This window comes from Phytohabitans maris (assembly GCF_031085175.1).
Classification (GTDB): domain Bacteria; phylum Actinomycetota; class Actinomycetes; order Mycobacteriales; family Micromonosporaceae; genus Phytohabitans; species Phytohabitans maris.
Genome location: NZ_JAVHUY010000013.1, coordinates 178,284 through 191,915 on the forward strand (window position 1 = coordinate 178,284; position 13,632 = coordinate 191,915).

The 13,632-nt window shown below is 70.6% G+C and carries 11 protein-coding genes; 6 read left to right on the forward strand and 5 right to left on the reverse strand.

The genetic code is table 11. The features are described from left to right. Positions 1-24: 24 nt before the first annotated feature. Together RB614_RS16180 and RB614_RS16185 are read left to right on the forward strand one after the other, a co-directional pair. Positions 25-1,344 carry an ABC transporter substrate-binding protein gene (locus RB614_RS16180; RefSeq protein WP_308713317.1) on the forward strand — a complete coding sequence of 440 codons (1,320 nt, stop codon included), beginning with the start codon at positions 25-27 and terminating at the stop codon, positions 1,342-1,344. A gap of 4 nt (positions 1,345-1,348) precedes the next feature. After that, positions 1,349-2,869, forward strand: coding sequence for an FAD-dependent oxidoreductase (locus RB614_RS16185; RefSeq protein WP_308713318.1), 1,521 nt, complete (start codon positions 1,349-1,351; stop codon positions 2,867-2,869). A 10-nt stretch (positions 2,870-2,879) separates the two neighbouring features. On the opposite strand, the gene RB614_RS16190 is transcribed toward RB614_RS16185, so the two are convergent. After that, the gene (locus tag RB614_RS16190) at positions 2,880-3,203 is read right to left on the reverse strand and encodes a hypothetical protein (protein ID WP_308713319.1); all 324 of its coding nucleotides are present in this window, start codon (positions 3,201-3,203) and stop codon (positions 2,880-2,882) included. Between the two features lie 321 nt (positions 3,204-3,524). On the opposite strand from RB614_RS16190, the gene RB614_RS16195 reads away from it, so the two are divergent. The 3 genes from RB614_RS16195 to RB614_RS16205 all read left to right on the forward strand — a co-directional run bounded on the left by RB614_RS16195 (position 3,525) and on the right by RB614_RS16205 (position 7,406). Beyond that, entirely contained in the window at positions 3,525-4,769 is a 1,245-nt protein-coding gene (locus RB614_RS16195; RefSeq protein WP_308713320.1) for a PQQ-dependent sugar dehydrogenase, read from the forward strand. A gap of 580 nt (positions 4,770-5,349) precedes the next feature. Next, the gene (locus tag RB614_RS16200) at positions 5,350-6,369 is read left to right on the forward strand and encodes a LacI family DNA-binding transcriptional regulator (protein WP_308713321.1); all 1,020 of its coding nucleotides are present in this window, start codon (positions 5,350-5,352) and stop codon (positions 6,367-6,369) included. Beyond that, entirely contained in the window at positions 6,366-7,406 is a 1,041-nt protein-coding gene (locus RB614_RS16205) for an MFS transporter (RefSeq protein ID WP_308713322.1), read from the forward strand. Before RB614_RS16200 ends, RB614_RS16205 begins: the two co-directional genes overlap by 4 nt. An 8-nt stretch (positions 7,407-7,414) precedes the next feature. Here the strand turns inward: RB614_RS16205 and RB614_RS16210 are convergent, their stop codons facing one another. From RB614_RS16210 to RB614_RS16225, 4 genes are read right to left on the reverse strand one after another with little or no spacing between them, the layout of a single operon-like run. Then, a complete protein-coding gene (locus tag RB614_RS16210; protein WP_308713323.1) occupies positions 7,415-9,037 on the reverse strand; it encodes an FAD-dependent oxidoreductase in 1,623 nt (540 codons plus the stop codon). After that, complete coding sequence (locus RB614_RS16215) at positions 9,034-10,272, reverse strand: MFS transporter (protein WP_308713324.1); 1,239 nt, start codon at positions 10,270-10,272, stop codon at positions 9,034-9,036. Before RB614_RS16215 ends, RB614_RS16210 begins: the two co-directional genes overlap by 4 nt. Continuing rightward, positions 10,272-12,455: an MMPL family transporter gene (locus RB614_RS16220; RefSeq protein ID WP_308713325.1), complete on the reverse strand. Its 2,184-nt coding sequence runs from the start codon at positions 12,453-12,455 to the stop codon at positions 10,272-10,274. The genes RB614_RS16215 and RB614_RS16220 overlap by 1 nt, the downstream gene beginning before the upstream one ends. Positions 12,456-12,476: 21 nt before the next feature. Further along, positions 12,477-13,259 (reverse strand): alpha/beta fold hydrolase, encoded by a 783-nt coding sequence (locus RB614_RS16225; protein WP_308713326.1) that lies wholly within the window; start codon positions 13,257-13,259, stop codon positions 12,477-12,479. Positions 13,260-13,402: 143 nt separating this feature from the next. On the opposite strand from RB614_RS16225, the gene RB614_RS16230 reads away from it, so the two are divergent. Then, complete coding sequence (locus RB614_RS16230) at positions 13,403-13,618, forward strand: 2TM domain-containing protein (RefSeq protein WP_308713327.1); 216 nt, start codon at positions 13,403-13,405, stop codon at positions 13,616-13,618. Positions 13,619-13,632: the final 14 nt, after the last annotated feature.

A 13,632-nucleotide genomic window follows, 5' to 3' on the forward strand; every position in this document is an offset into this window, starting at 1 on the left:
TCCGTCCACTCTGGAGATAGAGCCATGGCCACGAACATGAACAGGCGCCACCTGCTGCGGTTAGGTGCCTTCGCCGCGATCGGCGTGACGACCGGCGGTGCCCTCACCGCCTGCGGTGACGGGGACTCCGGCGGCGACGGCGTCGCGGAGCTGAGCATGTGGACATTCCTCGACCCGGCCGGCACCGACCCGCGCGGCAAGGCGCTCAAGGAGATCGTCGACGGCTTCAACGCCAGCCAGAGTGCCGCCAAGGTCACCGTTACCAGCATGAACTACGCCAAGATCGACGGCGAGGTGATCCGCGCCGCGAACACCGGCGGCGGCCCGGACATCGTCAACATCTACACGCCGCAGCTCGCCCAGCACGTCGAGGGCGGCAGCATCCAGGAGATCGACGAGTACGCCAACGACTGGCTGAGCGAGGCCGGTGCCGACTACCTCTTCCCGATCGACAGCGCCAAGGTCGACGGCAAGCTGATGGCCCTGCCGTGGGAGTCGCGGGTCTGGCTGCTCTGGTACCGCAAGGACATCCTCGACAAGTACAAGGTGAGCGCGCCCACGACGCTCGACGAGGCGATCGCCGCCGGCGCCGCGATCCGCAAGGCGTCCGGCAACAAGATCACCGGATTCGCGATCGGCCTGTCCGAGCAGTCGCTCGGCGCCGACTTCATGGAGAAGTTCGACCCGTTCACCGCCGGCTTCGGCGGCGAGATCATCGGCGCCGACGGCAAGGCGGCGTTCGCCAGCGCGGCCGGCGAGCAGGCCATGGCCCTGATCAAGAAGGCCGCGGACGCCGGGGCGATGGGGCGCGAGGTGCTCACCATGGGCGCCGACGAGGTCGTGAACGGCGTCAAGGCCGGGACGGTCGCGATGGCGATCGAGGGCAGCTACCGGGTCGCCTCCGCCCGGTCCGCCGAGGGCGTCGGCGACAACCTCGTCACGCTGCCGGTGCCGAGCACCACCGCCGGCAAGAACATGCCGACCGCCGTCGCCGGACAGACCCTCGCCATGGGCGCGAACACCGACCACCCCGAGCAGGTCTGGGCGTTCATGAGGTACTACCTGAGCGCCGAGTCGCAGGCGAAGTTCGCCGCCGCCGGCGTGCTGCCGGTACTCAAGAGCGTCTACGACAGCGACGCGATCGCCAAGGCGGCCAACGCCACGGAGCTGCTGCAGTGGCGCGACTACCTCGCCACCGACGGCAAGGTCTCCCGCTTCCCGGCCGACTACAGCGAGCTGAGCACCAACCTCGTCAAGGCCGCCCAAAACATGATCTTCAACGGCGCGGCCGTCCCGGCCGCCCTCAGCGAAGTGCAGACGCAGTACAACCAGAAGGGAAAGTGAGCTCGTGAGCCGATTCGACGTCATCGTGGTGGGCGGCGGCCCATCCGGCTTCATCGCCGCCATCGCCGCCGCCCGGCAGGGAGCCCGCACGCTCGTCATCGAGAAGTACGGCTTCCTCGGCGGCATGGCGACGAGCGCGGCACTCGGCCCGATATCCCCCTTCCACTTCGGCGACGAGCAGGTCATCACCGGCATCCCGCAGGAGTTCGTGGACCGCATGATGGACCTCGGCGGCAGCACCGGGCACCTGCGCACCACCAACCCGCATGGCAGCGGCGCCTACCTGTGCTTCTACGACCGCGAGGCGTACAAGTGGGCGGCGCTGACCCTGGCCCTGGAGGCCGGCGTGACCCCGCTGTTCCACTCCTTCGCCAGCGGTGTCGAGATGGACGGCGACAAGGTCACCGGCGTCCGGGTCACCAACAAGAGCGGCACCCAGCTGTACGAGGCGAGGGTGGTCGTCGACGCCACCGGCGACGGTGACGTGGCCTCGCTGGCCGGCGCCGAGTTCGTCATGGGCCGTGGCGGCGACGACCGGGCCGCCCAGCCCAGCACGATGATGTTCGACATGGCCGGTGTCGACACCGAGGCGGTCAAGTCCTACATGGACAAACACCCCGAAGACTTCGAGTGGGCCTCCGAGCTCGTCGCCGTCCGCCCGTACGCGAAGCATCTGCCGCAGCGACACTTCGTCGGGCAGGGCTTCAAGGCGCTGGTGCGAAGTGGCCTCGACTCCGGCGAGCTCTACCTCGGCCGCGACTCGGTGCTGTTTCTGACCACCACCCACCCGGGCGTGCTGCACTTCAACTCCACCCGGATCAAGGGCGTCGACGGCACCGACGCCGAGAGCCTGACCCAGGGGGAAATCGACGGCCGCAAGCAGGTCATGTCGCTGTCCAGCTTCCTGACAAAGCACATGCCGGGCATGCGCGACGCCCGGCTGATCGCCACCGGCACGCAGATCGGCATCCGCGAGTCGCGGCACATCCTCGGCGAGTACATCCTGACCGGCGAAGACGTGCTGCACGGAGTGAAGCAGGCGGACGCGGTGTCACGCGGCTACTTCCCGATCGACATCCACAACCTCAAGGGCAAGGAGGGGTACGGCGACGACCCCGACGCGGGCAAGTGGACCGACCTGGACGACTCCTACGACATCCCGTACCGCGCGCTCGTGCCCAAGCGCGTCGACGGCCTGATCATCGCCGGCCGCACCATTTCGGCGACCCACGAGGCGCACGGCTCGTTCCGTACCCAGGGCGGGGTCATGGGAATCGGGCAGGCCGCCGGCGTCGCGGCGGCCGTGGCGGCCCTCGGCGGTGTGGAGCCGCGAAAGGTCGACGTGCCGCGCCTGCAGGAGGCGATCGTGGCGACCGGCGGGTCGATCCGCCGGGATCCCGCGCGAGTGGCCCGCGAACGCCAAGCGGCGATCGACGCGGTCAGGCGCGACCTCGCCGCCGGCAAGATCTCCGAGCAGTACCTGGCGGACGCCGGGACCTTCACCGGTAAGGCGCCACGCCTCTGACATAGCTGGGTCACACCGTGCACATCGACTGGTCGACGTGGGCTTCGCTGTGCCGGCCCGGCGGATATCCGCCTTCCACGACGACGTAGCAGGTCTGAAGTGGCGGCGATGGTGGCGGTGACGGGTGTGGACCCGGCCCCACGGCAGAGCGTCCGGATACGACGCGGAGATCGCCAGCACACGCTCGTAGTGGGCCCTGCGGCTCCGCGTCGGCCCGGTCGAGCACCCGGGCGCCGACGCGCAGCGAGTCGGCGCCGCGGCCATCGAACATCGCGACGAGGCCGCGGTACGCCTCGGCCGCCCGCCGACCGGGGTGCGCTGCCCGCCTCGCCACGTGGATACCTCCCCAGGACGGTCAACGACACCAACCACACGTCATTCGCGCGAGCGGAGCGAGTGGATGGGTCACCTCGCCGACAGGGGTCGCTTCGAACGTCGGCCCGGTCAGCCGACGTCGTGGCCGCGTACCCAGCTCTCGGTCCACATCGGAGCCATCGCGGACCCGCTCCTCGTGCGCGCGGGGAGCACTCTCGACGTCCGACCTTGCGGCGAAGCGGTGTGGCGAGGCGATGGGTTGGATATTGGCAAGAGTCGATGTAAGCTGGGAACGCTCCCAGGTTGCGTAGTCCACTCCACTTGCTCGAGGAGCTGAAACATGTCGCGACGGCGTTGTCGCCCAGCCACCATGCTGGCCGGGCTGGTCGTTCTGGCCCTGTCTGCGTTCCTGTTGCCACCGGCGTCGGTGGCCGGCACCGCCGTGGCCGGCGCATCCCGCACCAGCGCGGTGCCACTGGCTGAGCTGACCGTGGTATCCGAACAGGTGGCTTCCGGTCTGCGGCGTCCGATCGCGCTCACCGGGCTGCCGGACGGCCGGATGCTGATCGCGGAGAAGAACGGCACCGTCCGCGCCTACCACCCCGACACCGGCCTGGCGGCTGAGCCGGTGCTCGACCTGACCGCCCGGATCGACACGTCGGACAACGAGCGCGGCCTCCTCGGCATCACGCCCGCGCCGAACTTCGCGCGGACCGGGATCCTCTACATTGCCTACACGAGCCTGCCGGCCGGCGCGCTGACCCTGGCGCGAGTGCCCATCGGCGCTCCTGACCGGGTGCAGGTGCTGCTCACCCAGGAGCACGCCGAGTACGGCAACCACAACGGCGGACAGGTGGCGTTCGGCCGCGACGGCTATCTCTACTGGTCCCTGGGCGACGGCGGCCACGCGAACGACCCGTTCAAGGCCGGTCAGGACCTCGGCACCCTGCTCGGCAAGATCGTGCGGATCGACGTCAACCGCGCCTGCGGGGCGAAGCCCTACTGCGTGCCCTCCGACAACCCGTTCGTCCGCACGCGCGGCGCGCGGCCAGAGATCTGGCTCTACGGGCTGCGCAACCCGTGGCGGTTCTCCGTCGACCCGGTCGACGGCTCGCTGTGGATCGGTGACGTCGGCCAGGGCCTGGTCGAGGAGATCAACCACATCCGCCCGTGGCAGCGTGGGGCGAACCTCGGCTGGTCCTGCCGGGAGGGCACCCCGGTCTTCGACCCGGAGCAATGCCGGTCGGGCGTGCGGTACACCGACCCGGTCTTCGAGTACGAACATTTCCTCACCGAAAACTGCTCGGTGACGGGCGGCGTGGTGTACCGAGGGTCCGCGACCCCGGAGGCATGGGGGACCTACGTCGCGAGCGACTACTGCTCGACCCTCGCGTTCGCCGTGCGCCCCAAACCCACGGGCGGCTACGAGTCCGCCACGATCGGCAACTTCCCCACCCAGCCGACCGCGATCGACGTCGATGTGCACGGCGAGCTCTACGTGCTCAGTGACCTCCCGGGCTGGCTGAGCCGGGTTCGGTTCGAGCGGGTCCAGCCAGCCCCTGACGGCGCGACCGCAAACCGCTGACCCGAAGAGAGTTTCTTGGGCTACCGCGAGTCCGTGGTGGTCCGGCCCCAATGCCACTCAGCCTAAGTCGATCGCGGGGCGATCGTGGTATTTCGGTGCCCCTCCGAGGGCACCTGGATACCACGATCTCAACAACCGCCCGGTGCCCGCCGGCCAAGCCGACCGCGCCCCGTTCGATCGACAACTCCCGCGGGAAAGCTCCCCGGGGACCCCGCGCAAACGGTCCCCAGCTGGCGCGGACCGGGGCAGATCCCGTCTGAAGAAACGCCGGGACGCGCCGCACCCGCCCTCCCCAGAGCCCACCACCCCACTCCGAAAGCCCTCCGGCGGCGCCAGAGTGGCTTCGGGTCCGGCGCGCTGTGGGTTTGGCAGACTGCTTCGCGTGCCGCAGCCAGTGTTCCGCAGCCGACGTCAGCGTTGGGTGACGCCAATGAGGTCACCAAGCCACCCGTTGGCCGCAGCCACGGCGGACGCTCCGTCTATGTGAGGACGAGGATTCCTCTTAGGGTGAGAGCGCTCTCGGGTCTATCGTCCAGGGCACGCGGCGGCGGGTGATCGCCGTGGAGAGTGCAGGCGCCCGATGAGCAAGGTCAAGCCGACGATCGAGGACGTCGCGCGGGTGGCAGGCGTGTCGCGCGCGACGGCGTCCCGCGTGATCAACAATGTTCCAGGCGCGTCGGGTCCGCTGCGCGCGCGTGTCCACGCGGCGGTGGCCGAGCTGGGCTACCAGCCGAACGAGGCGGCCAGGGCGTTGGCTTCCGGTCGGTTGCGGGCCGTGGACGTCATCGCGGTCACCTATGGTCCGGGCGTCGGGTGGCTCGGTACCCATCCGTACTTCAGCCGGGTCCTGGCCGGCATGATGCCGGTCCTGGAGGGTGCCCGCGTGCAGTTGCGGTTGCACGCGGTCGGCCTCGCGGCGGCTGGCGACGCCATCGACGAGATCACTGCCGATGCCACCGTCGGAGCGGTCCTCGCCGACATCACCCCGGATCTCGCTGCCCGGTTCCACCGCCGGTGCCGCCGGGTGGTGTCGATGGTGCCGACCGCGGCGTCGGTCCCGGCGATGCAGGCCGACAACGTCGGCGGTGCGTACGCCGCGGTCGAAGAACTCCATCGGCTCGGCCGCCGCCGCATCGCCGCCATCCACGGACCCGCCTCCAACCCCTGTGCCATCGACCGGCGTATCGGCTACCAGCGTGCCGTCCACGACCTCGCACTACCGCGAGCCAGCGCCGACGGCGACTTCCACCGCGACGGCGGTCACCACGCCGCGCAGCGCCTTCTGCGGGAAGACCCGGACATCGACGCGATGTTCGTCGCCTGCGACCTGATGGCCGCCGGGGCCGTACAGGCCATCACCGCCACCGGGCGGCGCATCCCCGACGACGTGAGCATCGTCGGCTTCGACGACAGCATCGCCGCCGTCTGCACCAACCCGCCGTTGACCACGATGCGGCTGCCGGTCGAGGACATGGCCGCCGCCGCCACCCGCCTGCTCCTCGACGGCGTCCCCGCCGCCGGTCACCGCCAGCGGTTTCCGGTCGAACTCGTCACCCGCGACAGCACCCCCACACCGGCTCGCGCTAAACCGGCTCGATGAGCCTGCCCGATCAGGTCGAGGCCACCGGGCCGGCGCTCGACGCACCCGTAGCGCACCCGTCGGCGCTGCGCGTGACGCTCACCTCGCCGCTTTACCGTGGCGCGACCATCGCGGTGTTTCTCGGCGCCGTCGGGTTTTCGGCCGCCGCACCACAGATCGCCTCCTTCCTCGTCAACGACCTCGGTGCCTCCCTGCGCGCCGCGGGCCTGTTCTACCTCACGAGCCTGACCGCACCGGTCGCCGGCTACGTCGTCGGCCGCCGATCCGACCGCACCGGGCGCCGGCTTGGCCTGTTTCGGTTATGCGCGGTCCTGGGCTTCGTCGGCTGGATCGGCATCGCCTACTCGACACAGCTGTGGATGCCATACCTCATCAGTGCCGTCATCGGCGCGTTCGGCGGCGCCGCCACCTCCCAGCTGTTCGCCGCGATACACGACCAGCTCAAGGCACACCCCAACCCGAACAACGACGGCGTCGTTGCCGTGGTGCGGATGGCCTTGACCGGCGGCTGGGTCATCGGTCCCGTCGCCGGGGCCTTCCTCGCCGCTCACACCTCGCCGCGCACGATGCTGGTCGCCACAGCCTTCTGCACCCTCGCCCAGATCATCCCCCTGGGAACCAGGCGCAGCGCACCCGGCGAGGTCAGCACGCCGCAGTCGCCGAAGCCGCGGCCAGATGCTCCGACCACCACAGCGATGCTGCCTCTGCTCGCGTTCACCGGACTCTTCGCCACCAGCGGCACCGCCGCCGGTCTGTTCATCGGCCAGGTCCTCATGGGCGCGGTGTGGGGCGTGTTCGCCGCTCTCGGAATCATCGTCGCCCAGCGGCTGCTCCCGACGGCCGTCGCAACCGCCTCAGCCATATTCATCAGCTCCACCGCCCTCGCCTCCGCACTGGGCGGCGCCGCCGGAGGACTCGCGGCAGCGGCCATCGGCCTTCCCCTCGTCTTCCTCATCCCCGCCGCGGCCGGACTCCTCGCCACCATCGGCCTCGCCCTGATGGTCCGAACAGACTCGGCCTCGGCCGCCGGCCACTGACCGGCCGGTCAGGCGTTGGCGAGTGCCGCGTGGACGGAGGAGACCGCGCTCGCGCCGTCGCCGACGGCGGTGGCTACCCGTTTGGTCGAGCCTGAGCGGAGGTCGCCGGCGGCGAAGACGCGGGGTGCGCTGGTCTGGAACGGCAGGGGTGTGCCGGACGTGCCGGTGGGCAGCCGGCTGTCGGTGAGGACGAAGCCGTCGCTGTCCTTGGCCAAGCCCGACAGCCAGCCCGACGCGGGGCGGGCGCCGACGAAGCAGAACAGCGCGCGGCAGTCCAGCCGGTCCTGGCGGCCATCGGACCTCTCGGTGACGATCGAGGTGAGGGTGTCGTCGCCGGCCAGTTCGCGGACGGTGCTGCTGGTGTGGACCTGGATCCGCGAGTGCGCGCGGATCCGGTCGGTCAGGTAGGACGACATCCGGGCGCCCAGATCGGGGCCGCGGATGATCAAGTCCACTGTGGCGCCGCGGGTGGCGAGGGACAGTGCCGCTTGCCCGGCCGAGTTGGCGCCTCCGATGACGGCCACGGGCTGATTCTCGTAGCCACGGACGTCCAGTTCGGTCGCGGCGTACCGGACGCAGCCGGACCGCTCGAAGCTTGTCCATTGTGGAATGTCGAGGCGCCGGTAGTGTGCGCCGGTGGCGGCGATCACCGCGCGGCATGGGATGCGTGCGCCGTCTTCGAGCAGGACGGCGGGCTGCCGGTCGTCGGAGAGGTCCAGGCCGGCCACCGCAGCGGGCGCGTGGATCCGTACGCCGAACTTGAGCGCCTGGACCATGGCCAGCCGGGTCAGGTTTTCGCCGCTGATCCCGTGCGGGAAGCCCAGGTAGTTTTCGATGCGGGCGCTCTTGGCGGCCTGGCCGCCGAGTCCGGTGCGGTCCAGCAGGACGGTGGCGAGCCCCTCGGAGGCGCCGTACACGGCGGCGGCCAGACCCGCCGGCCCGGCGCCTACCACGACGAGATCGACCGGGCGGCCGTCGGCGCGGTAGCTGAGTCCGAGCGCCTCGGCGACGGCTTTGGGCGTCGCCCGCCGCAGTACCGAACCGTTGACGGTCGCCGCCGGAAGCTCCCCGTCGTCGAGCCCGGCCAGTGCCATCAGCGAGCGGCCGGGATGAGAGGCCGCGTCGAGCCAGGTGTGCGGCAGGAGCATCTGCGCCACGTAGGTGCGCAGTTCGAGCGTCTGCGCGGCGTCCGGCCGGCCGACGAGTTCCAGGGCATTGCCGGCCGCCGCCCGGATGACCTCCCGCCGCTCCCGGAACGCCTCGATGAGTATGTCGGCGATGTCGACCTGCTCGGCGAGGGCGCGGCGCAGCATCGTCGCGCCGATCCGGACGACTGTCCCGGCGGACACCACCCGGGCGGTCAGGTAGACGTGCTGACCGGTCAGCAGGTTGAGCTCGCCGAGGAAATCGCCGGGGCCGCCCTGGTAGATCAGACGTTCCGGCTCGATCGCCGTCGCGTCCCGGATGATGTCGACGGTCGCCGTTCGGAGCAGGAAGAAGTCGTAGCGGTGGTCTCCCGAGGTGTAGAGGTCGCGGCCGGCCTCGGCGTGTTCCACCTCGCCGTAGTCGGCGAGCCGGCCGAACTGTTCGCCGTCCAGGACCGGTCCGCGCTGCCCGACGCCGTCGTTCACGTGGTACTCAACCGCGGTACGGGGGCCGCCTTCACCCGGGCGACGGTCGCGATGTAGAGGAGCAGGCCGGCGGTGGTGAGGACGAAGCCGGCCCAGACGGTGGAGAGGGTGCCCCAGCCGGCGTCGAGGGTGATCGCGCCGCCGATCGCGCCGAGCGAGTTGGCGAGGTTGAGGGCGGCGAGGTTGAGCGCGCCCATCAGGGTCGGGGCGTCCGGGGCGAAGCCGGTGAGCCGGACCTGGATGGTGGGGATGGCCAGCATCGTGGTCGCGCCGACGCCGAACAGGCAGGGCAGCAGGATCGCCAGGTCGTCGCCGGCCACGCCGATCAGCACCAGCAGGGCCAGGGCGCCGCCGTAGCCCCAGATCAGGCCGCGGTGTTCGTGCCGGTCGGCGATGCGTCCGCCGAGGTGGTTGCCGGCGGCCATGCCGAGGCCGAAGACGGCGAGCGCGATCGGGATGAGGGAGGCGTCGCGCCGGGCGGCGTCGGTGACGAACGGGCCGATGAAGGTGTAGACGGCGAAGATGCTCGAGATGCCGAGCGCCGCGACGGTGACCATCAGCCAGACGTTGACCCGGCGCAGCGCGGCGAGTTCGTTGGTGATGGAGCCGCCGCGCAGGTGGTCGGTGCGGGGCAGCCAGGTCATCAGGGCGGCGCCGGCGAGCAGGCCGACCGCGACCACGGTCCAGTACATGGCGCGCCAGCCGGCGTTCTGGCCGATGTAGGTGCCCAGCGGCGACCCGAAGATGGTGGCGACGGTCAGTCCGCCCATGACGGTGGCGAACGCCTTGCCGCCCTTGCCGGGCCCGTACACGTAGGCGGCGACGACGGCCCCGGCGCCGAAGAACGCTCCCTGCACGCTGCCGGCGACGAACCGGAAGACGACCAGCAGCGCGATGTTCGGCGCCAGCGCGGAGAGCCCGTTGCCGGCCAGGAACAGCGCGATGAGGCCGAGCAGCAGGGTGCGCCGGTTGAGGCGGGCGGCGAGCAGGGTGATGGCCGGAGAGCCGACCATCACCCCGAAGGCGTACGCGGTGATCGCGTACGTGGCGGTCGGGATCGACACGTCCAGATCGGCGGCGAACAGCTGGATGATGCCGTTGCTGCCGAACTCACCGGTGCCGATCGCGAAGGTGCCCAGCGCCAGCGCGAACAACGCCAGTTTCGGGTTTCGGATGAGCGCGGTGTGCCGCTTCTGCTCCGCGCTGCACAGGCCTTCGTACGCGCGCTGGTGCATCAGCCGGACACCGTTCGAGCCGGTGTTGGGTCTGGCGCGGGAGCCGGTGGCGGGTCCGCGCCCTCGCGGAGGCCGTGGCGGGCGTAGAAGCGTCGCAGTGGCGCCGGTGCCCACCAGTTCACGTGCCCGAGCAGGCGCATGGTGGCCGGGACCAGCAGCGCCCGGACGATCGTCGCGTCCACCAGGACGGCGATGAGCATCGCCACCCCGATCAGCTTGATGAACGTGATGCCGGAGATGGAGAACAGTCCGATCACGACCAGGATGAGCAGCGCGGCGCTGGTGATGATCCGGCCGCTGCGCTGCAGCCCGACCGCGACCGCCGCGGTGTTGTCGCCGGTCCGGTCGTACTCTTCGCGGATCCGGGACATCAGGAAGACCTCGTAGTCCATCGACAGCCCGAACACGACCGCGAGCACCAGGATCGGCTGGGTCGCCTCCAGCGTCCCGGTGGAGGTGAAGTCGAGCAGGCCGGACAGGTGGCCGTCCTGGAAGATCAGGACCAGCGCGCCGAACGAGGCGCCGAGCGACAGGACGTTCATCACGATCGCCTTGATCGGCAGCACGAGCGAGCCGAAGGCGAGGAACAGCAGGACGAACGTCGCGCCGACGATGATCAGCGCCATCCAGGGCAGCAGGTCGCCCACGGCGTCGAGTTGGTCGGCCAGCCGCGCGGTCAGGCCGCCGACCAGCACCTCACCGCCGGGCGGCGGCGGTACGGCGCGGATCCGGCTCACGAGGTCGCGGGTGTCCGCGGACATCGGGTCGCCCTGGTAGGTGATCGTGACCCGGGCGACGTCACCGGACATGCCCGTGATGTCGGCTCCGGTCACCCCGTCGAGGGCCCGGACGGCGGTGACGTACCGATCGAGGCCGGCCGGGTCGGGCGTGGTCACGATCGCCTCGATCGGCAGCTGGCTGTTCCGCACGAAGTCGCGGTCGACGGCTTCGGAGACCACCCGGCTCTCGGCGCCCGCCGGGAGCACCCTCGGGTCGATACCGCCGAACTCGACGCGCAGGAACGGCGCTGCCGCCACGAGCAGGACCGCGAGCACCCCGACCGCGTAGAGGACCGGGCGGCGCATGATGCTGTGCGCGAGGCGGTACCAGAACCCGTGCGCGACCTCGCGCCGCGCGATAGCGGGCGGCGGGCGGCGCAGCAGCCGCCGCACCGACAGCGCCTCCACCCGGGGGCCGAGGATGCCGAGCAGGGCAGGCAGCACGGTCAGCGCCGCCACCATCGCCACCACGACCGCGCAGAGGCCGCCGAAGCCCATCGAGCGGAGGAACGTCATCGGGAAGATCAGCAGTCCGGCCAGCGAGACCGCGACGGTGACGCCGGAGACGGCGACGGTACGACCCGCGGTGGCCATGGTGCGGGCGACCGCGTCCTCGACGCCGTGGCCGCGGGCGATCTCCTCGCGGAACCGCCCGACCATGAACAGGCCGTAGTCGATCGCCAGCCCCAGCCCCAGGATCGTCACCACGTTGATCGAGAAGACCGATACGTCGGTCAGGTAGCTCATCACGCGCAACGCGGTGAACGCCCCGAGGATGGCCAGGCCGCCGATCGCGAGCGGCAGGCTCGCCGAGGCCACGCTGCCGAAGACCACCACCAGGAGCAGGAGCAGCACCGGTATGGAGATCGTCTCGGCGAGGGCGATGTCGGCCGCGACCCGCTCTCGGATGTCGCGGCTGACCGTGGTGATGCCGCCGACCTGGGTGGTGAGACCCGGCGCGGCCAGGTCGTCCTCGATCTGTTCGAGTCCTTCGCCGCGCTCGGTCTCGTCGTCGCCGGCCAGGGTCAGCACCGCGTACGTGGCGTGCCGGTCGTGGCTGACCAGGGCCGGGCTGTTGGTGCTCCAGTAGGTGACGGTCCCGGTCACCACGCCGTCGGGGAGCGCGTCGAGCGTGCCGGTGACCGCCCGCTGGAACGCCGGGTCGTCGACGGTCATGCCGGCGCTGGTGTAGAGCACGACCACGTCGTTGCCGGTCCGGCCCAGTGTCGCCTCGGCACGCTCGACCGCGCGGGAGCTCTCGCTGGCCGGGTCGTCGAACCCCTCGGTGGTCAAGGCCCCGAAGACCTGGGTACCCCAGATGCCACCGACGGCCATGAAGGCCGCGGCCACGCCGATCACCCACCACCGCCGGCGGAACACCGTCCGCCCCAACCGCTCGAACATCGCTACCCCTCCGTGGCTTCGTCAGCGCGCGGCGCGCTTGATGAGGTCGGCCGTCGTGTCCGGCCGGGCGATCATCGCGACGTGCGAGGTGCCGGCCTCCCGGACCTGCGCGCCGGCCCGCCGCGCCATGAATCGCTGCGCTGCGGCGGGCAGCACCTGGTCGTCGCGGGCCACGAGATACCAGGAGGGAACGGTCTTCCAGGCCGGGGCGCCGGACGGCTCCTGCAGCGCGCGCACGTCGCTCGGCCGCTGGCCGGCCCACATCAGGTCGGTGGTCGCCCTGGGCACGTCGCCGGCGAAGACGTCGCGGAAGACCGCTTTCTTGATGTATCCGTCGACCCCCTCGCCGTAGGGACGGAAGTCGAGCGCCGCCTCGTCGAGCCGGCTTCCCGGGTACTTCGTCTGCAGACCCAGCAACGTCTCACCCTGATCGGGTACGAACGCGGCCACGTAGACCAGCGCCTTCACGTTCGGGTTGCCGGTCGCGGCGTTCGTGACGACGATCCCGCCGTACGAGTGCGCGGCGAGCACGAGCGGGCCGCTGAGGGTGGCGAGGATGCTGGCCAGGTAGGCGGAGTCGGTGGCCACGCCGCGCAGCGGGTTCGCCGGCGCGAGGACGGGGTAGCCGTCGCGGACGAGCCGGCCCGCGACGCCGTTCCAGCCCGAGGCGTCGGCGAACGCGCCGTGCACGAGTACCACAGTGGGCTTTTGCCGGTCGTGTGCCTGCGCGGCGGGCGCTCCCAGCACGGCCCCGGTCGTGACCGCCGCGGATCCGGCCAGCAGCGTTCGGCGAGTTGTCGTCATCGATATGTGCCCTTCGATCCCGATCTCGAACAGTGATCGCCGGTCAGCGTAGAGACGGGCACTTGACGAGCACTGAACGAAGCCGGAAGCGCATCACGGGCGGGATTCCGTGGTTGTCAAGTGCGCCCACCTAGCGTGCGGGCATGACGTCCAAGAAAAGCGAAACCGCCAAGAAGTGGGGCCTGCGGGTCCATCTTCTCTGCTATGTCCTGGCCAATCTGGCCCAGGTCGTAACGTGGTGGCTCTTCACCCCGGAGCACTTCTTCTGGCCACTGTGGTCGATCGTGGCTTGGGGCATCGGCCTGGTATTCCACGTCTGGGCGGTCTACTCACCGTCCAAAGTGAACGCCCGGTACTGAACTGTCGGTCTTCC

What these genes read in the sequence shown, in the direction of transcription:
- RB614_RS16180 (WP_308713317.1), top strand. Translation starts at nt 25, where the DNA reads ATGGCCACGAACATGAACAGGCGCCACCTGCTGCGGTTAGGTGCCTTC.
- RB614_RS16195 (WP_308713320.1), top strand. Translation starts at nt 3,525, where the DNA reads ATGTCGCGACGGCGTTGTCGCCCAGCCACCATGCTGGCCGGGCTGGTC.
- RB614_RS16200 (WP_308713321.1), top strand. Translation starts at nt 5,350, where the DNA reads ATGAGCAAGGTCAAGCCGACGATCGAGGACGTCGCGCGGGTGGCAGGC.
- RB614_RS16205 (WP_308713322.1), top strand. Translation starts at nt 6,366, where the DNA reads ATGAGCCTGCCCGATCAGGTCGAGGCCACCGGGCCGGCGCTCGACGCA.
- RB614_RS16215 (WP_308713324.1), bottom strand. Translation starts at nt 10,272, where the DNA reads ATGCACCAGCGCGCGTACGAAGGCCTGTGCAGCGCGGAGCAGAAGCGG.
- RB614_RS16220 (WP_308713325.1), bottom strand. Translation starts at nt 12,455, where the DNA reads ATGTTCGAGCGGTTGGGGCGGACGGTGTTCCGCCGGCGGTGGTGGGTG.
- RB614_RS16225 (WP_308713326.1), bottom strand. Translation starts at nt 13,259, where the DNA reads ATGACGACAACTCGCCGAACGCTGCTGGCCGGATCCGCGGCGGTCACG.
- RB614_RS16230 (WP_308713327.1), top strand. Translation starts at nt 13,403, where the DNA reads ATGACGTCCAAGAAAAGCGAAACCGCCAAGAAGTGGGGCCTGCGGGTC.